20 protein-coding genes and 1 pseudogene are annotated in these 19,378 nt (G+C 56.3%); 20 read left to right on the forward strand and 1 reads right to left on the reverse strand.

The window, feature by feature from the left end; all coding sequences use genetic code 11:
- Positions 1-19: 19 nt before the first annotated feature.
- The 20 genes and pseudogenes from B5F17_RS02715 to B5F17_RS02810 all read left to right on the forward strand — a co-directional run bounded on the left by B5F17_RS02715 (position 20) and on the right by B5F17_RS02810 (position 17,858).
- A complete protein-coding gene (locus tag B5F17_RS02715; RefSeq protein WP_087370528.1) occupies positions 20-1,390 on the forward strand; it encodes an ethanolamine ammonia-lyase subunit EutB in 1,371 nt (456 codons plus the stop codon).
- An 18-nt stretch (positions 1,391-1,408) separates the two neighbouring features.
- Entirely contained in the window at positions 1,409-2,308 is a 900-nt protein-coding gene (gene eutC, locus B5F17_RS02720) for an ethanolamine ammonia-lyase subunit EutC (protein WP_016147387.1), read from the forward strand.
- A gap of 16 nt (positions 2,309-2,324) precedes the next feature.
- Entirely contained in the window at positions 2,325-2,978 is a 654-nt protein-coding gene (gene eutL, locus B5F17_RS02725) for an ethanolamine utilization microcompartment protein EutL (protein ID WP_016147386.1), read from the forward strand.
- A 34-nt stretch (positions 2,979-3,012) separates the two neighbouring features.
- Positions 3,013-3,291, forward strand: a pseudogene (locus B5F17_RS15290) (BMC domain-containing protein); the annotation flags it as partial.
- Positions 3,292-3,612: 321 nt separating this feature from the next.
- Entirely contained in the window at positions 3,613-5,103 is a 1,491-nt protein-coding gene (locus B5F17_RS02735; protein ID WP_087370534.1) for an acetaldehyde dehydrogenase (acetylating), read from the forward strand.
- Between the two features lie 32 nt (positions 5,104-5,135).
- Positions 5,136-5,417 (forward strand): BMC domain-containing protein, encoded by a 282-nt coding sequence (locus B5F17_RS02740; protein ID WP_016147383.1) that lies wholly within the window; start codon positions 5,136-5,138, stop codon positions 5,415-5,417.
- 22 nt (positions 5,418-5,439) lie between these two features.
- Entirely contained in the window at positions 5,440-5,727 is a 288-nt protein-coding gene (locus B5F17_RS02745; RefSeq protein WP_016147382.1) for a BMC domain-containing protein, read from the forward strand.
- A 39-nt stretch (positions 5,728-5,766) separates the two neighbouring features.
- A complete protein-coding gene (locus tag B5F17_RS02750) occupies positions 5,767-6,552 on the forward strand; it encodes a cobalamin adenosyltransferase family protein (RefSeq protein WP_016147381.1) in 786 nt (261 codons plus the stop codon).
- Positions 6,553-6,564: 12 nt separating this feature from the next.
- A complete protein-coding gene (locus B5F17_RS02755; protein ID WP_016147380.1) occupies positions 6,565-7,176 on the forward strand; it encodes a phosphate propanoyltransferase in 612 nt (203 codons plus the stop codon).
- Between the two features lie 30 nt (positions 7,177-7,206).
- On the forward strand, positions 7,207-8,028 hold the full coding sequence (gene eutJ / locus B5F17_RS02760) for an ethanolamine utilization protein EutJ (RefSeq protein WP_016147379.1): 822 nt from the start codon (positions 7,207-7,209) through the stop codon (positions 8,026-8,028).
- A gap of 33 nt (positions 8,029-8,061) precedes the next feature.
- The gene (locus tag B5F17_RS02765) at positions 8,062-8,808 is read left to right on the forward strand and encodes a hypothetical protein (protein ID WP_087370537.1); all 747 of its coding nucleotides are present in this window, start codon (positions 8,062-8,064) and stop codon (positions 8,806-8,808) included.
- Positions 8,809-8,826: 18 nt separating this feature from the next.
- Positions 8,827-9,111 carry a EutN/CcmL family microcompartment protein gene (locus tag B5F17_RS02770; protein WP_016147377.1) on the forward strand — a complete coding sequence of 95 codons (285 nt, stop codon included), beginning with the start codon at positions 8,827-8,829 and terminating at the stop codon, positions 9,109-9,111.
- A gap of 15 nt (positions 9,112-9,126) precedes the next feature.
- Complete coding sequence (locus B5F17_RS02775; RefSeq protein ID WP_087370540.1) at positions 9,127-10,485, forward strand: 4Fe-4S dicluster domain-containing protein; 1,359 nt, start codon at positions 9,127-9,129, stop codon at positions 10,483-10,485.
- 3 nt (positions 10,486-10,488) lie between these two features.
- Entirely contained in the window at positions 10,489-11,028 is a 540-nt protein-coding gene (locus B5F17_RS02780) for a BMC domain-containing protein (RefSeq protein ID WP_016147375.1), read from the forward strand.
- A 38-nt stretch (positions 11,029-11,066) separates the two neighbouring features.
- Positions 11,067-12,257, forward strand: coding sequence for an ethanolamine utilization protein EutH (locus tag B5F17_RS02785; RefSeq protein WP_087370543.1), 1,191 nt, complete (start codon positions 11,067-11,069; stop codon positions 12,255-12,257).
- Between the two features lie 19 nt (positions 12,258-12,276).
- Positions 12,277-12,714, forward strand: coding sequence for a EutQ-related cupin domain-containing protein (locus tag B5F17_RS02790; protein ID WP_016147373.1), 438 nt, complete (start codon positions 12,277-12,279; stop codon positions 12,712-12,714).
- A 260-nt stretch (positions 12,715-12,974) separates the two neighbouring features.
- Entirely contained in the window at positions 12,975-14,261 is a 1,287-nt protein-coding gene (locus tag B5F17_RS02795; protein WP_087370546.1) for a galactokinase, read from the forward strand.
- A 53-nt stretch (positions 14,262-14,314) separates the two neighbouring features.
- Positions 14,315-15,304, forward strand: coding sequence for a UDP-glucose 4-epimerase GalE (galE, locus tag B5F17_RS02800; protein WP_016147371.1), 990 nt, complete (start codon positions 14,315-14,317; stop codon positions 15,302-15,304).
- 17 nt (positions 15,305-15,321) lie between these two features.
- Positions 15,322-16,818, forward strand: a complete 1,497-nt coding sequence (gene galT, locus B5F17_RS02805) for a UDP-glucose--hexose-1-phosphate uridylyltransferase (protein WP_087370549.1) — start codon at positions 15,322-15,324, stop codon at positions 16,816-16,818.
- Positions 16,815-17,858: an aldose epimerase family protein gene (locus B5F17_RS02810; protein ID WP_087370552.1), complete on the forward strand. Its 1,044-nt coding sequence runs from the start codon at positions 16,815-16,817 to the stop codon at positions 17,856-17,858. The genes galT and B5F17_RS02810 overlap by 4 nt, the downstream gene beginning before the upstream one ends.
- Positions 17,859-18,365: 507 nt before the next feature.
- Here B5F17_RS02810 and B5F17_RS02815 read toward each other — a convergent pair.
- Positions 18,366-19,376, reverse strand: coding sequence for an ABC transporter permease subunit (locus tag B5F17_RS02815; RefSeq protein WP_016147368.1), 1,011 nt, complete (start codon positions 19,374-19,376; stop codon positions 18,366-18,368).
- Positions 19,377-19,378 lie beyond the last annotated feature (2 nt).

Raw genomic sequence — 19,378 nt, forward strand, 5'->3', positions numbered from 1 at the left:
TAACGAGAGGTGAGTGAATGTGATACTGAAAACCAAGCTTTTTGGCCATACTTACGAGTTTAAGTCGCTCAGAGAGGTCATGGCAAAGGCCAACGAAGAAAAATCGGGCGACAAGCTGGCAGGCATTGCTGCAGAGGATGCGCAGGAGCGCGTTGCAGCCAAGGTCGTCCTGTCTCATATCACGCTCAATGAGATCCGCAACAATCCGGCGGTTCCCTACGAAGAAGACGAAGTTACCCGTATCATTCAGGATTCGGTAAACGAGACCATCTTCGCACAGTTCAAGAACATGACTGTTGCAGAGTTCCGTGAATGGCTGCTCGACGAGCGCACCGACGGTGAGATGATCCGCCGTGCATCGCGTGGTCTGACCAGTGAGATCGTTGCAGCTGTTTGTAAGCTCATGAGCAACCTTGACCTCATCTATGCGGCCAAGAAAATGCGCGTATCCGCTCATTGTAATACGACCATCGGTCTGCCGGGTACGTTCTCGTCCCGTCTGCAGCCCAACCACACCACCGACGATCCCAAGGGCATCATCGCATCGGTTATGGAAGGTCTGTCCCTTGGCTGCGGCGACGCAGTTATCGGCCTGAACCCCGTTGACGACTCGGTCGAGAGCGTTGCGCGTATCCTCAAGATGTTCGATGAATTCAAGAATAAGTGGGAAGTTCCGACTCAGATCTGCGTGCTGGCTCACGTTACCACCCAGACCGAGGCGGCTGATAAGTTCGGTGCTCCGATCGACCTGATGTTCCAGTCCATCGCAGGTTCCCAGAAGGGCAACGAGGCCTTCGGCCTGACCGCTCAGATGCTGGACGAAGGCCGCGACATGATGCTCCACAAGGGCACCTCCACCGGCCCGAACGTCATGTACTTCGAGACCGGCCAAGGCTCCGAGCTGTCGTCTGAAGCACATAACGGCTGGGACCAGGTTACCATGGAAGCACGCTGCTACGGTTTTGCTAAGCGCTACCATCCGTTCCTCGTCAACACGGTCGTCGGCTTCATCGGCCCCGAGTACCTGTACGATTCCAAGCAGGTCATCCGTGCAGGCCTGGAAGACCACTTCATGGGCAAGCTGACCGGTATCCCGATGGGCTGTGACGCATGCTACACCAACCACATGAAGGCTGACCAGAACGATATCGAGAACCTGGCAACGCTGCTGGTTGCTGCGGGCTGCAACTATATCATGGGTGTACCGCAGGGTGATGACTGCATGCTGATGTACCAGTGCACCGGCTATCACGAAGCAGCTGCACTGCGCGAAGTCTTTGGACTGCGCCCGATCAAGGAATTTGATCAGTGGCTGGAGAAGATGGGCTTCTCGGAGAACGGCAAGCTGACACCCAAGGCGGGCGACGCTTCGGTCTTTATGACAAAGTAAGAAGGAGGCGCAGACTGAATGGATCAGAAGGATTTAAAAGCGATCATCGAACAGGTGCTTGCAGAAATGAATATTTCGGGTGCTGCGGCTGAAACGGCTGCGTCTGCTGCTCAGGCAGCATGCTGCGCAGGCAGCGCACCGGTTGTAGAAGACGGCTGCATCCCGGATGTAACCGAGGTTAACATCCGTACCCAGTATCTGGTAAAGAATCCCGAGCACGGTGAGGAGTACGCAGAGCTCAAGGCAAACGCTCCCTGCCGTCTGGGCATCGGCAAGGCTGGTGCTCGTTATAAGACCGATCCCATGCTGCAGTTCCGTGCCGCACACTCGGCCGCACAGGATGCCGTATTCAATGACGTCGATCATGATTTCGTAGAAAAGCAGATGGGTCTGTTCATCGTACAGACGCAGTGTGAAAACAAGGACGTTTATCTGACCCGTCCTGACCTGGGCCGTAAGCTGTCCCCCGAGGCAGTTGCAACGCTCAAGGAAAAGTGCAAAAAGTCCCCCACCGTACAGATCTATGTTGCTGACGGTCTGTCCTCTGCGGCAGTTGCAGCGAATGTCGCTGACCTGCTGCCCGCAATCATGCAGGGCCTGCAGAGCTACCGCATCGACGTAGGCACCCCGTTCTTCGTAAAGTTCGGTCGTGTCGGTGTTATGGATGAGATCTCCGAGCTGCTGGGCGCAGAAGTTACCTGTACCCTGATCGGTGAACGTCCGGGCCTGATTACCGCCGAGTCCATGTCGGCATATATTGCTTACAAGGCAACGGTCGGCATGCCCGAGGCGCGCAGAACGGTCGTCTCCAACATCCATAAAAACGGTACGATCCCTGCTGAGGCAGGCGCGCACATTGCGGAGATCATCAAGATCATGCTGGAAAAGAAGGCCAGCGGAACCGACTTGAAACTGTAACAGGGAGGCAATAAAAATGAAAAGAGATCCTGTAAGAGCAACCGTTCTGGCATCTAAAATTATTCCGAACGTCTCTCCCGATCTTGCCAAGCAGCTGAATCTGGAACCCGATCAGAAGTCTCTGGCACTTCTGACCACCGACTGTGATGATGTTGGCTACACCGCAGTGGATGAAGCAACCAAGAAGGCGGACGTTAAGGTCGTATATGCAAAGAGCTTCTACGGCGGCGCAGCAAACGCAAACACCAAGCTGGCCGGTGAGTTCATCGGTATCCTGGCAGGCCCCAATCCGGCAGAGGTTAAGGCTGGCCTGCAGGCAGCAGTTGATATGGTAGAGAACGTTGCACACTTTATCTCGGCAAACGAGGACGACAGCATCGTATACTACGCACAGTGCATTTCCCGTACTGGTTCTTACCTGTCCGAGGGCGCTGGCATCCAGGAAGGCGAAGCACTGGCTTACCTGATCGCACCGCCGCTTGAGGCAATGTACGGCGTGGATGCTGCGCTCAAGGCAGCAGACGTTAAGATGTGCGTTCTGTACGCACCCCCGTCCGAGACCAACTTCGGCGGAGCACTGCTGACGGGCAGTCAGTCGGCCTGCAAGTCGGCCTGTGAGGCCTTTGCAGCAGCGGTTGAGTTCGTTGCAGATACCCCGAGAGTCGAATAATCTCCCAAAGTGATGCGGAAACGAGCATTTCCGCATGGAAACGGAGGGAAAAATTATGAATGCTCTCGGTATGATTGAGACCCGCGGCCTGGTCGCCTCAATCGAGGCGGCCGACGCGATGGTCAAAGCAGCGAGTGTGACGCTCATCAGCAAGACGCATGTCGGCGGCGGACTGGTAACCGTGATGGTGGAAGGTGATGTAGGCGCGGTCAAGGCCGCGACCGATGCGGGTGCGGCAGCAGCCGAGCGCGTCGGAGAACTCATCTCCGTACACGTCATTCCGCGTCCGGCAGCCGATGTTGCGCACATCCTGGACAGAAGACCGGAGCCCAAGCCGGAACCGGAACCCGAGCCCCCGGCACCTGAGCCGGAGCCCGAACCTGAAGTACCGGAACCCGAAGAGGCAGCCCACACCGAGGAAATGAAGGAAGAACAGCCGGAAGAAGCTCACGCAGAGAAAATGGATCTGTCGGAGCTGACACCGGAAGCGCTCGGTAAAATGACGGTTGCCAAGCTTCGTATCGTGGCACGCGAACTGGGAACGACCGGCATGTCCAGACGGGACATTCGCTTCGCAAAGAAGGAAGATCTGATCGAGCGCATCACCAAGGCGCTCGGACAGGAGGGATAATATATGCAGCTTTATGACAAGGACCTGCTTTCCATGCAGGAAGTTCGCGAGCTGGTTGGTGCGGCCAAGAAGGCACAGCAGGAGCTTGCGGAAAAGACGCAGGCCGAGGTAGACCGCATCGTGCGGTCGATCGCAGACGCAGGCGTGCGCAATGCACGGCGTCTGGCGCAGATGGCGCATGAAGACACCGGATTCGGTATCGTCGACGATAAGGTCATCAAGAACGTATTCGCAAGCCGCGGTGTTTACGAGTACATCAAGGACCTCAAGACCATCGGCGAGCTCGAGCGCGACGAGGAGAAGAAGCTCCGTGTCATCGCAGTTCCGGTCGGCGTCATCGCCGGTCTGATCCCCTCGACCAACCCCACCTCGACCGCACTGTTCAAGGCGGAAATTGCCATTAAGTCGGGCAACGCGATCGTATTCTCGCCCCATCCCAGCGCACTGCGCTGCATCTCGGAGACCGTAAAGGTCATCCGTCAGGCGATCGCGGAGGCGGGTGCAAATGAGAATCTGGTATCCTGCATCTCCATTCCGACCATGCAGGCAACCGATAACCTGATGAAACACCCCGATGTTGCAATGATCCTTGCGACCGGTGGTTCGGCGATGGTACGTGCCGCTTACTCGTCCGGTACGCCGGCAATCGGCGTCGGCCCGGGCAACGGCCCCGCATACATCGAGCGCACTGCCGATATCCCGCTGGCGGTCAAGCGCATCATCGACTCTAAGACCTTTGATAACGGCACGATCTGTGCTTCCGAACAGTCGGTCATCTGTGATGCCGATATGCGTCCGGCCATTCAGGCTGAGATGGAGAAGCAGGGTGCGTACTTCCTCAATCCTGAGGAGCGCGCAAAGCTCGGCAAGTTCATTCTGCGTGCAAACGGCACCATGAACCCCGAGATCGTTGGCCGCAGCGTACAGACCATCGCAGAGCTTGCTGGTCTGGATGTTCCGGCAAGTGCACGTGTACTGGTTGCCGATGAAGACGGCGTTGGACGCGGTCATCCGTACTCCAACGAGAAGCTGGGTCCCATCCTGGCGTTCTACACCGGTACTGATTATAAGGATGTATGCGATATTTGCAGCACCATCCTGCACTATGAAGGCAAGGGACATTCGTTCTCGATGCATACCAAGGACGAGAAGATTGTGGATTACTTCTCGAAGCGTATTCCGTGTTCTCGTATGATGGTCAACACCCCGAGCGCACTGGGCGGTATCGGTGCAAGCACCGGTCTGATGCCCTCGCTGACGCTGGGCTGTGGTGCAATCGGCGGCAGCGCGACGAGCGAAAACGTCGGCCCGCTCAATCTGCTCAACCGTCGCTATGTTGCGTACGGTCAGTGCGAGCTGGAAGACATCCGCAAGAACGTGCCCGATTGCTCGGACGGCATCTGCAAGGTCAATCCGGCGCCTGAGATGATGGACCCGAAGATGGTCGATGAGATCGTCGCTCGCATCATCGCACGGCTGCAGACCGTAAACTAAACACACGTTAGGATTCTAAGGAGGAATATACAATGGCAACGATGCAGGCATTGGGTATGATCGAGACCAAGGGTCTCGTCGCTTCGGTAGAAGCAGCCGACGCAATGGTAAAGGCAGCCAATGTTACCCTGATCGGTAAGGTTCATGTAGGCGGCGGCCTGGTTACCGTTATGGTACGCGGCGATGTCGGCGCAGTTAAGGCAGCAACCGACGCTGGCGCAGCAGCAGCTGAGCGCGTTGGCGAGCTGATTTCCGTACATGTCATTCCGCGTCCCCACGAAGAGGTAGAGTTCATCCTGCCCACGCTGGGATAAGAATTGAAAGGAGAAACACGTTATGGCAGTCGTACAAGCATTGGGTATGATCGAGACCAAGGGCTTGGTTGGATCGATCGAGGCAGCCGACGCAATGGTCAAGGCAGCAAACGTTACTTTGATCGGTAAGGTTCATGTAGGCGGCGGTCTGGTCACCGTTATGGTACGCGGCGATGTCGGTGCAGTCAAGGCAGCAACCGACGCAGGCGCAGCGGCAGCAGAGCGGGTCGGCGATCTGATCTCGGTACACGTCATTCCGCGTCCGCACAATGAAGTCGAATTCATCCTGCCGACCCTCAACAATCAGTAAGAAAGTCGGTATCAATGACCTTGACAGGGGGTGAATCGCTTGAAGGTCATCACAGAAGCGATCCTGCGCGACGAGCTGCGTGCGTCCGAGCCTGAGGTGTATTATATTCCGGATGGAAAGATCCTGTCTCCTGCGGCCAGGGAATATTTGCAGCAGCGCAAGATCAAAATTTCCAAGGATCAGCCGCCTGTTGTGCAGGCAACCGAGGTTCCCCCAATGCCTACCGTGGACGTGCAGGCTGCGCCGCAGGAGCCGCGTCCCAAGTTTGTCGATTATGAAACCGGGGCGTTCTACATGGAGAAGCCCGAGCATATGACCCATTTGTTTGGCAATACGCTCGTGCCCAAGAATCATCCGCGTATCCTGTTCCGCGGCAAGCTGGACAGCCTGCAGGCCGAAATCGTTCTGATTCAGGCCGAGCTGCACGCACAGGGGGAGAGCCCCAAGCTGATTGGCGACTTGGGCGATATTCTCACTGTCCTGCGCGAAATGATGCGCTGTGACGTTTTGGAGGAACCGTTCAAAAATGAGATCATCATTGGATTGACCCACGCTGAGCTGCGCGAGCGATCCCACGATCCCATGCGATTTTTCCACATCCAGCAGATGATCCTGCCCGATTACACCATGGGCAGAGCGTACGCCATGTTAAACCGCCTGCGCACCCAGGTGCGTGAGACCGAAGTTGCCGCCAATCAGGCATTTCGGGAGGGCAAGAAGTGTACGCGTGCCGACATCATTGAAGAACTCAACCGCATGTCGAGCGCTGTGCACATCATGATGTGTATGTATCTGGCTGGTATGTACGATAAGGACAGAAAGTAAGGGGGATTGCGTATGGAACAGATTATTCAGGCCGTACTGGATGCCATCCCTCGTGCCGGACTGGTTGAAGTTGAGGTATCCGCGCGTCACGTTCATCTGACGCGCGAACACCTTGAGATTTTGTTTGGAAAGGGTGCGGAGCTGACGCCCAAGCGTCCGCTTTCGCAGCCCGGACAGTTTTTGTCCGAGGAGCGCGTGACGCTGATCGGTCCCAAGGGCCGCAAGGAGCGCACCGCGATTCTGGGGCCGATTCGTCCAGCCACACAGGTCGAGCTGTCCAAGAGCGACTGTGTCGAGCTGGGTGTCAAAGCACCGGTACGTGAGTCGGGTGACGTCGCAGGTTCGGGTTCGATTTCGATTGAAGGCCCCTGCGGCTCGATCAAGATTGCAGAAGGCGCAATCATTGCCCACAATCATGTACACTTGACCCCAGAGGTTGCGCGCATTATGGGCGTTACCGACAAGCAGCGCGTAAGCGTAGAGGTGTTCACCGAACGACCGGTTACCTTCCGTGATGTCATCATCCGCGTCAGCGAAAAGTTCAGCTGCCGGATGCACATTGACTTTGACGAGGCAAACGCAGCATTGGTGAGCGGATTTACGCTTGGAAAAATCATTAAATAACGCCCAAATTCAGTAAAGGATGCAAGACTTATGATGGATCTCGAACGTGTAAACGCGTATATGGAGCGCGTAAAAGCTTCTGAAACCCAGACGTTCAAGCCGGTGAGCGATAAGCTCAAGGTAGGACTCGATCTGGGTACGGCATATATTGTACTGGTCGTGCTGGACGAAGAGAACAACCCGGTTGCCTGTGAAAAACAGGCAGCATCGGTGCTCAAGGACGGCGTGGTCGTGGACTATTCGGGTGCGCTGCGCATCGTGCGTGAGCTCAAGGAAAAGCTGGAAGCCCGGCTTTCCGGACTGGAGCTTTTGAACTGTGCGATCGCCATGCCGGCCGGAACCGAATCCAGTGCACGTACCCATCAGTATGTCGCAGAGGGAGCCGGATTCGAGGTCACAAACGTGCTCGACGAGCCGAGCGCAGCCAACTCCATCTATCAGATTGATGACGGTGTGGTTGTGGACATCGGCGGCGGCACGACCGGCCTTGCCATCCTCAAGGACGGCAAAGTTGTCCAGATTGAGGACGAGCCGACCGGCGGCACCCATGTGACGCTGGTTCTGGCCGGAAATTATCACATTCCTTTTGCTGAGGCTGAACAGATCAAGCAGGACTACAAGCGTCATCGTGAGATTCTGCCGGTTGTTCGACCGGTGGTGGAAAAGATGGCCAGCATCGTGGGACGGTACATCAACCGGGATGAGATCGACACCATTTATCTGTGCGGCGGTACCTGCTGCCTGACCGGAATCGAGCAGATTTTTGAAAAGCAGACCGGTATCCGCACGATCAAACCCGCCGACCCGTTCCTGGTAACGCCGGCAGGCATCGCGATGAACTGTAAGATTTGATCCCATCAAAAATACAGAAAGGAGGGAAGAGAGGTGGATTTTAACCAGTTGGTAGAGGAGATTGTGGCACGGGTCGCAGCCAAGATCGAAGCGGAATCGGCTCCGGTCGCGGCTCCAGTGGATTCCGGAAAGCCCAAGCTGCTCATCCTGACCCAGGAACACGGTACGCTGTGTCATCAGATGTTGGAAAGCCCGCGGCTTGCCGAATATTATCAGACCGAATGTGCCCTGCTTCAGGATTACCAGTGTGCGCTCGAGTCGTATGAGGCGGTCATCCTGTTCGGACTAGACCTGGAACTGATGGGTCGACTGAGCGGCGGCCTGTGTGAGACACCGGCTTCCCGATTGGCACAGAAGGCGCTGCTCCTGGGCAAGAAGGTATTCGTGCCGCAGGAGACCGTAGAGCTTTTAAAGTATGCGGACAGCGCACCGGCAGCCTACTACCAGCATCTGTATGGTCAGCTGACGCTCCTGCAGCAGGCCGGTATGACCATTTGTCCGCTTGGTAACCTGGAAGAGGCGATCCTGTCGGGCGAATGTGCACCGGCAGTCAAGCCGCCTGCACCGGTCGAGGTGATTCAGGTTCCGACTGCGGCACCGGCAGCCCCGGCGGCATCGGGTGACTGTGCACGGATTGATAAGCGCATCGTAACCGAGCGCGATGTCAACGCGGTGTACAAGCGCGGCATGACGACCGTATATGTATGCCAAAAGGCGATCATCACCGATCTGGCGCGTGAATATGCACAGGCGCGTGGTGTTGAGATCGTACGAGACTGACGAATAGGTGGAATTGACATGAAAGTTGCAAAGGTGATCGGCAATATCTGGTCGACCCGTAAAGATGAAAAACTCAGAAGCTATAAGCTGCTGGTCGTCCAACCCATCAATTTGCTGACAGGTGCAAAGGAAGCAGCGCCGATTATCGCAGCCGATACCATCGGCGCCGGCGTGGGCGAGACCGTCATTTATGTTGGCGGCAGCTCGGCGCGCAGTGCAGCGGGTGATATGAGCGTGCCGGTCGATGCAACTGTGGTCGGCATCGTCGACGACCAGGAGCTCCACCCGGAAGTATTGGAGTAAGGTGGTGAAGGATCAATGAATCTGCTGGATGCGATCCGGGAGGCAGGTATTGTCGGTGCCGGCGGCGCGGGATTTCCCACGCATGTCAAACTGAAGGCGAAAGCCGAATGGTTTATCGTAAACGCGGCCGAATGTGAGCCGCTGATCGAGACCGACAAATATCTCTGCCGTACATACGCCGACCGCATTGTCGCGGCGGCTGTGATCGTAGCCGGACATTTGCAGGCCGAACATACGGTGATTGCGCTCAAGAAGAAGTACCGTGCCGAGATCGATGCGCTGCGTGCAGCCATCGACAAGGCCGGTGCGGCGATTGAAATTTGCGAGATGGGTGTATTTTACCCGGCAGGCGACGAACAGACCATGGTGCAGTTCGTCACCGGCAAGACCGTACCCGAACGCGGATTGCCGCTCGATGTGGGTGCGGTGGTGGATAATGTTGGCACCCTGCTGGGCATCTACGATGCCATGACAGAGGGCAAGAGCGTTTCGTCCAAGTACCTGTCGGTTGTCGGTGAGGTACGGGAGCCGATCATGATCCATACCCCGATCGGTACCCCAATCACCCAGTGTATCGAGGCGGCAAAGCCGCATTTGACCGATTACGCAGTCATTGTCGGTGGACCGATGATGGGTCGGGTATTGTCCGACCGGGAGGCTATCCGCAATGCAGTCGTGACCAAGACGACGGGCAATCTGATCGTACTGCCGCGCGATCATTATCTGATCACCCGTGCAGGCCGTCCCATGGAGCGCATTCGCGCACAGGCGCGGACGGCGTGCATTCAGTGCCGGATGTGTACCGATCTGTGCCCGCGTTATCAAATCGGACACCAGATTCGTCCGCACATGGTCATGCGCAACCTGTATCGCGAACAGACGATTTCGTCGAACGAAGAATTTCTCCGCGCCTTTGGCGATGCGGCAAACTGCTGCAGCTGCGGCGTGTGCGAGATGTTCGCCTGCCCGATGGGATTGTCGCCGCGTAAGGTCAACGAGTACATGAAGGGCGCGCTGCGCGAGCGCGGTTTGCAGCCCGAGCGAAACATGAAGCCCGAGGCGCGTCCAGAGCTGGATATGCGCCGCATCCCGACCGAGCGATTGATCGCACGGCTGGGACTGAGTGCATACAGCGGTCTGCACGCGCATACCTGTATCGAACTGTCTCCGGACGAAGTATTCGTGCCGTTTGCACAGCACATCGGCAAGCCGGCGCAGCCGGTCTGCAAGGCAGGCGATACGGTAAACAAGGGCGATTTGATCGCACAGGCGGCGGAAGGAGCACTTTCTGCCAACATACACGCCGGTATTACAGGCGTAATCACTGAAGTAAGCGCTGCCGGAGCACGGATTTCCGGCAGGAAGGAGGGGTAAACGGTGGCAACTGCGATTGGTATGGTCGAGCTGACCAGCATTGCCCGCGGTATTGAGACCTGTGACTATATGGTCAAGGCGGCGCAGGTAGATCTGCTGCGTTCGAGCACTGTTTGCCCGGGCAAGTACATGATTATTGTCGGCGGCGAGACCGGCGACGTACGTGCGGCGATGGCGGAGGGAATCAAGCGCGGCGGTGAGCTCGTAGTAGACACGCTGATGCTTCCCAACGTGCACGAACAGCTGATCCCGGCGATCAGCATGACCAATCAGGTCGATGTGCGCGGCGCGGTCGGCGTACTGGAATTTTACTCGATTGCTTCGGCAATCATCGCGGCGGATGTAGCAGCCAAGGCAGCCAACATCACGCTCATTGAGGTGCGTACCGGATACGCAATAGGGGGAAAGGGTTTTGTAACCCTGACCGGCGATGTCGGAGCGGTACGTGCAGCAGTGGAAGCGGCGCGAAAGGATGCAGAATTGCTTGTTGAGACCACGGTCATCCCGCGGCCGGACAAGAAGCTGTTCGACGCGCTGCTGTAACAGATGTGCAGTCTCAGAAAAAAGAAGGAGGAACACACATGAGCGTATTCACCGATAGTTTGCAAGCCTGGATTTCCGGTCTTTCGATCAACTCTGTCATCATGATGATCATGATGATCTTTATGCTGGTCGGCGCAATCGATAAGATTCTCGGTAACAAGTTCGGTTACGGAGAAGAATTTGAAAACGGTTTTAATGCAATCGGTGCGCTGGCACTGTCCATGGCAGGCGTTGTTGCTGCAGCTCCTGTCCTGTCGACCGTGCTCGGCCCCATCCTCAAGCCTCTCTACACCGCAATCGGCGCGGATGCTTCCATGTTCGCAACCACGCTGCTCGCATGTGATATGGGCGGCTATCCGCTGGCTATGGAGCTGGCAGCAGATCCTGCAATCGGTAACTTTGCAGGTCTGATTCTGGGCACCATGATGGGCCCGACCATCGTATTCACCATCCCCGTTGCACTGGGTATCATCAAGAAGGAAGACCGCTCCTACCTGGGCGCAGGCGTTCTGGCTGGTATGATCACCATTCCGATCGGCTGTATCGTCGGCGGTCTGGCCATGAACATGACCGAGTACAAGATGGACATTGGTCGTATTCTGATCAACCTCGTGCCCGTTATCGTGATCGCAGCGCTGATCGTTCTTGGTCTGTGGTTTGCACCGGCTAAGATGATCGCTGGCTTTAACGTATTCGGCGCAGGCGTTACCATCGTTATCACCGCGCTGACTGCAATCGCAGTCTTCCAGCAGATCACCGGTATTTACTTCCCGCTGTTCGACGTTATGTCCATCAAGGACGAAGTCACCGGTATCTCTCCGCTGGACTCCGGCCTTCTGGTTTGCGGACAGATCGGTATCGTACTGATCGGTGCGTTCCCGATGGTCAAGTGGATCACCAGAACCTTTGGCGGCGTCCTGAATAAGGTTGGCGCAGCACTGGGCATGAACGAGACTGGTTCTGCTGGTCTGGTTGCAACGCTGGCAAACAACATCGCAATGTTTAACATCATGGGCGAGATGAACCCGAAGGGCAAGATCCTGAACGTTGCATTTGCAGTTTCCGCTGCATTCGTATTCGGCGACCACCTGGGCTTCACCGCAGGTGTTGAGCAGCAGATGGTATTCCCGGTCATCCTGGGCAAGCTGGTTGCTGGTATCACCGCTCTGATTCTGGCGAACGTTCTGGCACCCAAGCTGCTGAGCAAGATCGAGAGCGCGGACAAGTAAGAAAGGATTTGGACGTACTATGAATATCAGTGAATCCTTAATCCGCGACATTGTCGAGCGCGTGCTGCGCGAGGCAGTCGAATCGGAAAAGGCTCCGTTTGAAAAGCATGTCGACCCGAGCGGCATCATCGGCATCAAGACGTCTACGGTCAAGTGCGAACCGTTCGAGCAGGACGGCGTTGCACTGAAGGATCTGGTGACGCTCGAAGAGGCACCGCGTATGGGCGCAGGCGTGATGGAGCTTGACCACACGAGCTTTGAGTGGACTCTGACTTATGACGAGTACGATATGGTCATCGAAGGCGAACTGGAGATCGAGATTGACGGACGCATTGTCCGCGGCGGCCCGGGCGATATCATTTATATCCCCAAGGGAAGCCACATCCACTTCCAGACCCCGACCTTTACCCGCTATGCGTACTTTGTCTATCCTGCAAACTGGCAGGAGCTGACCTGAGTTCCGGGGGACTTGTAAGTAAGCCGAGACCTCCTTGTACTTTTTGTACAAGGAGGTCTTTTTTTGCCGCAAAAGTGGTCAAAAAAGACAGGAAAAGATACAAATAAACGAGAGAGTAAAAAATCCACAGTAAAAGTTGGGCAGAATAACCGGATGTATTTTACTAAAATATATTGATTTTTTAGTAAAGGGTTTATATAATAAAAATAACAGTGGTTGTATTCATTGGAAGAACATGTGTTGAAGAGGAGACGAGAATTATGAAAAGCCCAATCGCCCTGCAGCAGGATCTGCAAAACGGAGCAATCAATGCACGGCTTCAGTCTCTGTGCGGTCTGGACGGCACCGAACTGGAGGAAAAGCGTCAGCGACTGCTGCATTTAATCCAAGCATACAGTGAAAAATTCGGAACAGACGGGGAAGTATCCCTGTTTTCCAGCCCCGGACGCACCGAGATGGGCGGCAATCACACCGACCATCAGCACGGCTGCGTACTGGCAGGCCCGGTTAATCTAGATATGATGGCATGCGCCGGCGCAAACGGCACGATGATAGCCGTCATCCACTCGGCAGGCTATCCGGCAATCGAGGTTGACCTGTCGGTTCTGACCCCGCAGGAGGATGAGCTCGGCTCGTCTGCTGCACTGGTACGCGGCATCGCAAGCCGTCTGCACGATATGGGTTACCAGATCGGCGGCTTCAATGCCTGTGTAGACTCCACCGTTCTGGGTGGTTCCGGTCTGTCCTCGTCCGCGGCTTACGAGGTGCTGATTGGCATTATCATGAACCATCTGTTCTGCGAGGATGCCATCGACGCGGTTGCCATCGCACAGATCGGCCAGTACGCGGAAAATAAGTTCTTTGGCAAGCCCTGCGGCCTGATGGATCAGCTGGCTTGTGCAGTCGGCGGTATCATCTCGATCGACTTCAACGATCCCGCCGTTCCGATCGTCAATAAGATCAACTATGACCTGCGCTCGTCCGGTCATGTCCTGTGCATCATCGATTCGGGTGCAGACCATGCCGACCTGACCGATGAATACGCAGCCGTTTCGTCCGAAATGAAGGCCGTTGCGGCATATTTCGGCAAGCAGGTACTGCGCGAGGTCGACGAAAAGGAGTTCTGGAGCAATCTGGCAGAGGTGCGCAAGCAGGCTGGCGACCGTGCAGTGCTGCGTGCGATGCACTTCTTCTCGGATAACCAGCTGGCACTCAAGGAAGCGCGTGCGCTCGAGCAGGATGACTTCCAGTACTTCCTGTCGCTGGTCGATCAGTCCGGTCGTTCGTCTGCAATGCTGCTGCAGAACCTGTTCTGCACCGCACGTCCGCAGGAGCAGGCCGTACCGCTCACCATCGCACTGGCACAGCATCTGCTGGGCGGCGAGGGCGCTGTCCGCGTACACGGCGGCGGTTTTGCAGGTACCATTCAGGCTTACGTACCGGTTTCCATGAAGGATGCATTCCGTGCTGGCATGGAAGCTGTTCTGGGCGAGGGCTGCTGCCACTTCCTGGGCATTCGCCTGGAGGGCGGCGTCGTGATCGCGTAAGTAACATATAGGGTTTTGTTGGTTTGATCGTTTTTTAGGGGAGGTTTTCTATCATGTCTATTTTGGTTTTAGGCGGTGCTGGTTACATCGGTTCGCATACCGCACGCGCATTGGTTGATGCAGGTCATGACGTTGTCGTTGCCGACAATCTGGAAACTGGTTTCCGTGCAGCAGTTCCTGCAAAGGCACGTTTCTATGAGGGTGATATCCGTGACCGCGCTTTTGTCGATCATGTATTTGACAGCGAGAAGATCGACGGCGTTATCCACTTCGCAGCAAACTCGCAGGTTGGCGAGAGCATGCGCGATCCGCTCAAGTACTATGACAACAACCTGAGCGGCACCAAAACCCTGCTCGAGAGCATGGTTGCACACAATGTACTCAAGATCGTATTCTCGTCCACCGCAGCGACCTACGGTGAGCCCGAGCGCGTGCCGATCCTGGAGACCGACCGCACCGAGCCGACCAACTGCTACGGTGAAACCAAGCTGTCGATGGAAAAGATGATGAAGTGGGTATCTGTCGCACACGGCCTGCGCTTTGTTGCACTGCGCTACTTTAACGCCTGCGGCGCACATCCGGACGGCACGATCGGTGAGGCACACAACCCGGAAACCCATCTGATTCCGCTCATCCTGCAGGTTCCGAACGGTCAGCGTGAGGCAATCTCGATCTTCGGCAATGACTATCCGACGCCCGACGGCACTTGCATCCGTGACTATATCCATGTCTGCGACCTGGCACAGGCGCACATCCTGGCACTGGAATACCTGATGAACGGCGGCGAAAATAATGTATTCAACCTCGGCAACGGCGTTGGCTTCTCGGTTAAGGAAGTCATCGACGAGGCACGCCGCGTGACCGGTCATCCGATTCCGGCCAAGGAAGAGGCACGCCGTGCAGGCGACCCGGCACAGCTGATCGCATCGAGCGAAAAGGCCAAGACCGTACTGGGCTGGAAGCCGGAATATGATGATTTGAACACCATCATCAAGACCGCTTGGGATTGGCACAGCAAGCATCCGCACGGATATGCGGACTGAGAGGGAGGCACACGGACATGATTGATACCGCAGTGGCCAAGCTGGTGCGATATGCCGAGAATACCGGCCTGATCGCACCCGAAGACCATATTTGGGCAGTCAATACGCTGCTCGAAGCACTGAAGCTGGACAGCTACGAGGAACCGGTGCTGGACGATGCACCGATCGACCTGCCCGCAGTTCTGGATGAGCTGATGGACGACGCACATGCACGCGGCGTGATGGAGAATGATTCCATCGTCTACCGTGATCTGTTTGATACCAGCCTGATGGGCCGCCTGACCCCGCCGCCGCGCGAGGTCATCGCAAAGTTCCGTGCACTGTACGCACAGAACCCGGTCGAGGCAACCAACTGGTACTATAAGTTCAGCCAGGATACCAACTACATCCGCCGCGACCGCATCGCGCGTGATATGCAGTGGAAGGCTGATACCGCATACGGTGAGCTGGACATCACCATTAACCTGTCCAAGCCCGAGAAGGACCCCAAGGCGATTGCAGCGGCACGCGACCTGCCGGCGGCAAGCTATCCCAAGTGCCAGCTGTGCCCGGAGAATGCCGGCTACGCAGGCCGTGTCAACCATCCGGCACGCCAGAACCACCGCATTATCCCGATCACCATTGATCAGACCCCGTGGTACATGCAGTATTCTCCGTACGTCTACTATAACGAGCACTGCATCGTGTTTAACTCGGTTCATACGCCCATGAAGATCGACCGCGCCTGCTTCCGCAAGCTGCTCGACTTCATCGGACAGTTCCCGCACTACTTTGTCGGTTCCAATGCCGACCTGCCCATCGTCGGCGGTTCCATTCTGGCACACGACCACTTCCAGGGCGGACGGTATGAGTTCGCGATGGCCAAGGCACCGGTCGAGACCGAGCTGCACTTTACCGGCTTTGACGACATCCGTGCAGGCATCGTGCGCTGGCCGATGTCGGTCATCCGCCTGACCGCTGCCGACCCCGACCGTCTGGTCGAGCTGGCAGATCGCATTCTGAACGCTTGGCGTGGCTATACCGACGCAGAGGCGACCATTTTTGCCGAGACCGACGGCGTACCGCACAACACGATCACCCCGATTGCACGCCGCCGCGGCAGCGATTACGAGATCGATCTGGTACTGCGCAACAACCTGACCACCGAAGAGCATCCGCTCGGTCTGTATCATCCGCACGCCGAGCTGCACCACATTAAGAAAGAAAATATCGGCCTGATTGAGGTCATGGGCCTTGCTGTTCTGCCCGCACGCCTGAAAAATGAGCTGGCTGTACTGGGCGAGAAGATGGTCAAGGGTGAAGACCTGCGCGCCGACCCGCTGACTGCATCTCATGCAGAGTGGGCAGAGCGCATCATGCAGGAAAATGAGGTCACCGCGGACAATGTCACCGACATTCTGCAAAGAGAGGTTGGCCTGGTCTTTGCACAGGTGCTGGAGCACGCGGGCGTATATAAGCGAACCGAGGAGGGCAAAAAGGCATTCCTGCGGTTTGCGGAAAGCGTGAACGCATGAAAATTACATGTACACCGTTTGGTGTCACCGCAGCCGGTCAGATGATTGACCGCTACACGCTGACCGATGGCGCGTGTTCGGCATCCATTCTGACGCTGGGCGGTATCTTGCAGTCGCTGATCGTTCCCGATCGCGACGGAAAGCCGACCGATATTGTGCTGGGCTTTGATTCGGTCGCAGCATACGAAGCGCAGGATTGCTACATCGGCGCGCTGCTCGGACGCTGTGCCAATCGCCTTGCGGATGGCCGCATTAAGATCAATGACAAGTCGTACACGCTGGCCTGCAACGATAATGGCGTCAACCATCTGCATGGCGGCATGGTCGGCTTTGACCGTCGCGTCTGGCAGGCTGCTGTATTGCCGGACGGCTTGCAGCTGCGCTACCTGAGTCCGGACGGGGAAGAAGGCTATCCGGGAACCATGCGGGTGACCGCGATCTATCGCTTGGAAGCGGGTAAGCTGACGTTAGAGTTCTTCGCAGAGAGCGATCAGGACACCGTCTGCAACCTGTCCAGTCACAGCTACTTCAACCTGAGCGGACATGCGTCCGGCTCGGTTGGAGATCAGACCGTTCAGGTCTGCGCCGAACGCTATACACCGCTGGGCAAGACCAATGCACCGATCGGTGAGGTAGCACTTGTGGAGAATACACCGTTTGACCTGCGCACGGCCAAGCGTCTGGATGCAGGCTGGGACAGCAATTTTGAACAGATCGTACTGGCTGGCGGCTATGACCACAACTATATTCCGGACGGCGCGGGCATGCGTACCTTCGCGCAGGCGCATTCTCCTAAGACTGGTATTACGCTGACCGTCGCATCCGACATGCCGGGTGTGCAGCTGTATACCGGAAACTTCCTGAATGACCGTCTGCCGACCGGCAAGGACGGAGCGGCTTACGACCGCCGACATGCATTCTGCCTGGAAACCCAGTTCTGGCCCAATGCGTTTGCCTGCCCGATCTTCCCGCAGCCTGTCTTGCGAATCGGTCAGACTTATCATCATACCACAACTTATCAGTATTCTGTCGACCGCTGAGGTAAATCAGAATCACTGCTCTTCTTTTTCCTTCACATGAGGTACAGCACAGAGTGTAAAAGCTCTGTGCTGTACCTTTTTTATGCAAAAATTGGGCAGTCGTACGGACTGCACAGCTGCGCTGTGAGTGCTTGGAATATGGAAGGGGATTTCCCATATGTCTGACACGCTGGAATGGCTCTGAGGGTATCTCTGAGCGGCAGACAGAGTAAGGAAATGGCTGCGTTACTGCATGATAAAACGGTCTGAGAACGGGCAGGAGAGGGCTTTGCCCAGTAGGGGTAAGTTAAACATCAGGCGTACCAAATGCAGCACAGAACGGCTCACAGACCGGCTGTGACAGGGCAGATCACAGGGGAAAGACTGCCTGTAAACAGGGCATTGAAGATGCTCGGAAGGTCAGGAAAATGAAAAAATCTGCCGCGTGCATGCAGCAGACACAAGAGGACATAAAAAAGTACCGGCAGCTGTTTTCCAGCTGCCGGTAATCTATTGGGGAGTGCAAAATCACTTTTTGCCGAGGTACTTGCGCAGGTCGAGAGCGACTGCAAGGATGATAACGAAGCCCTGTACGATGTAGGTGATTGCCGGATCGACACCCATGAACTGCAAGCAGATCTTCAGGGTCTCAAATACCAGAACACCGATCAGAACACCGGAAACACGGCCGACACCACCGTTGGTGGAAACGCCGCCGATCGTACAAGCTGCGATTGCTTCCAGCTCATAGCCGAAGCCGGTTGCGGTTGAAGCGCCGCCTGCCTTTGCGCCCAGCAGGAAACCGCCGAGGCCGTACAGAACAGCTGCGAGGATGTAAATGCGGATCAGAGCGGCAGAAACGTTAACGCCTGCGACTTCGGCTGCATTCTCGTTGCCGCCGATTGCGTACATGTACTTACCATGACGGGTCTTGTTGAACAGAACCCACATGTAAATGCCGACGAGCAGGGCGATGATGGGCAGGTAGGGGATGGGACCCAGGCTGCCGAAAGCGATCTGAGAGTAGCTCTGCTTGAAGCCGCCGAGAGGCTGGTTGTTGGTGATAACCGAGCACAGACCGTAAACGATGGTCTGCATACCCAAGGTAGCGATGAACGGGGGAACCTTCAGGAATGCGATAACGCAGCCGTTGATCGCGCCGAAGAAAGCAACGATCAGCAGAACGATGATCAGTGCAACAGCGACCGGCATGTCAGGCAGCCAGGGCAGCATGCGTGCGGTGTAGGTAACGTCCTGCAGCAGCATAGCGGACAGGCAGGCGGACAGACCAACCATACGGCCGGCCGACAGGTCGGTACCCTTGGTGATGAGGCATCCAGATACGCCGCAGGCGATGATGAATCGGGGCGCGACGTTGATGAGCAGGTTTTTGCCGTTGCTGCCCGTGAAGAAGTTCTGTGTGGTCAGACCAACGAAGAGTGCGAGCAGAGCGATCAGAATAATAATCGCGTTGTTTGAGGCAAATTGCTTGACGCTTTTGGCGTTGATTTTGCCTTTCTGTGCAGAGAGATTAGCCATAT

Source organism: Butyricicoccus pullicaecorum (assembly GCF_002160355.1).
In the GTDB taxonomy this organism is placed as follows: domain Bacteria; phylum Bacillota; class Clostridia; order Oscillospirales; family Butyricicoccaceae; genus Butyricicoccus; species Butyricicoccus pullicaecorum.

Excerpts from the sequence above, each read along its gene's own strand:
- eutC (WP_016147387.1), top strand. The coding sequence starts at position 1,409 with ATGGATCAGAAGGATTTAAAAGCGATCATCGAACAGGTGCTTGCAGAA.
- eutL (WP_016147386.1), top strand. The coding sequence starts at position 2,325 with ATGAAAAGAGATCCTGTAAGAGCAACCGTTCTGGCATCTAAAATTATT.
- B5F17_RS02735 (WP_087370534.1), top strand. The coding sequence starts at position 3,613 with ATGCAGCTTTATGACAAGGACCTGCTTTCCATGCAGGAAGTTCGCGAG.
- B5F17_RS02740 (WP_016147383.1), top strand. The coding sequence starts at position 5,136 with ATGGCAACGATGCAGGCATTGGGTATGATCGAGACCAAGGGTCTCGTC.
- B5F17_RS02745 (WP_016147382.1), top strand. The coding sequence starts at position 5,440 with ATGGCAGTCGTACAAGCATTGGGTATGATCGAGACCAAGGGCTTGGTT.
- B5F17_RS02755 (WP_016147380.1), top strand. The coding sequence starts at position 6,565 with ATGGAACAGATTATTCAGGCCGTACTGGATGCCATCCCTCGTGCCGGA.
- eutJ (WP_016147379.1), top strand. The coding sequence starts at position 7,207 with ATGATGGATCTCGAACGTGTAAACGCGTATATGGAGCGCGTAAAAGCT.
- B5F17_RS02770 (WP_016147377.1), top strand. The coding sequence starts at position 8,827 with ATGAAAGTTGCAAAGGTGATCGGCAATATCTGGTCGACCCGTAAAGAT.
- B5F17_RS02775 (WP_087370540.1), top strand. The coding sequence starts at position 9,127 with ATGAATCTGCTGGATGCGATCCGGGAGGCAGGTATTGTCGGTGCCGGC.
- B5F17_RS02785 (WP_087370543.1), top strand. The coding sequence starts at position 11,067 with ATGAGCGTATTCACCGATAGTTTGCAAGCCTGGATTTCCGGTCTTTCG.
- B5F17_RS02790 (WP_016147373.1), top strand. The coding sequence starts at position 12,277 with ATGAATATCAGTGAATCCTTAATCCGCGACATTGTCGAGCGCGTGCTG.
- B5F17_RS02795 (WP_087370546.1), top strand. The coding sequence starts at position 12,975 with ATGAAAAGCCCAATCGCCCTGCAGCAGGATCTGCAAAACGGAGCAATC.
- galE (WP_016147371.1), top strand. The coding sequence starts at position 14,315 with ATGTCTATTTTGGTTTTAGGCGGTGCTGGTTACATCGGTTCGCATACC.
- galT (WP_087370549.1), top strand. The coding sequence starts at position 15,322 with ATGATTGATACCGCAGTGGCCAAGCTGGTGCGATATGCCGAGAATACC.
- B5F17_RS02810 (WP_087370552.1), top strand. The coding sequence starts at position 16,815 with ATGAAAATTACATGTACACCGTTTGGTGTCACCGCAGCCGGTCAGATG.
- B5F17_RS02815 (WP_016147368.1), bottom strand. The coding sequence starts at position 19,376 with ATGGCTAATCTCTCTGCACAGAAAGGCAAAATCAACGCCAAAAGCGTC.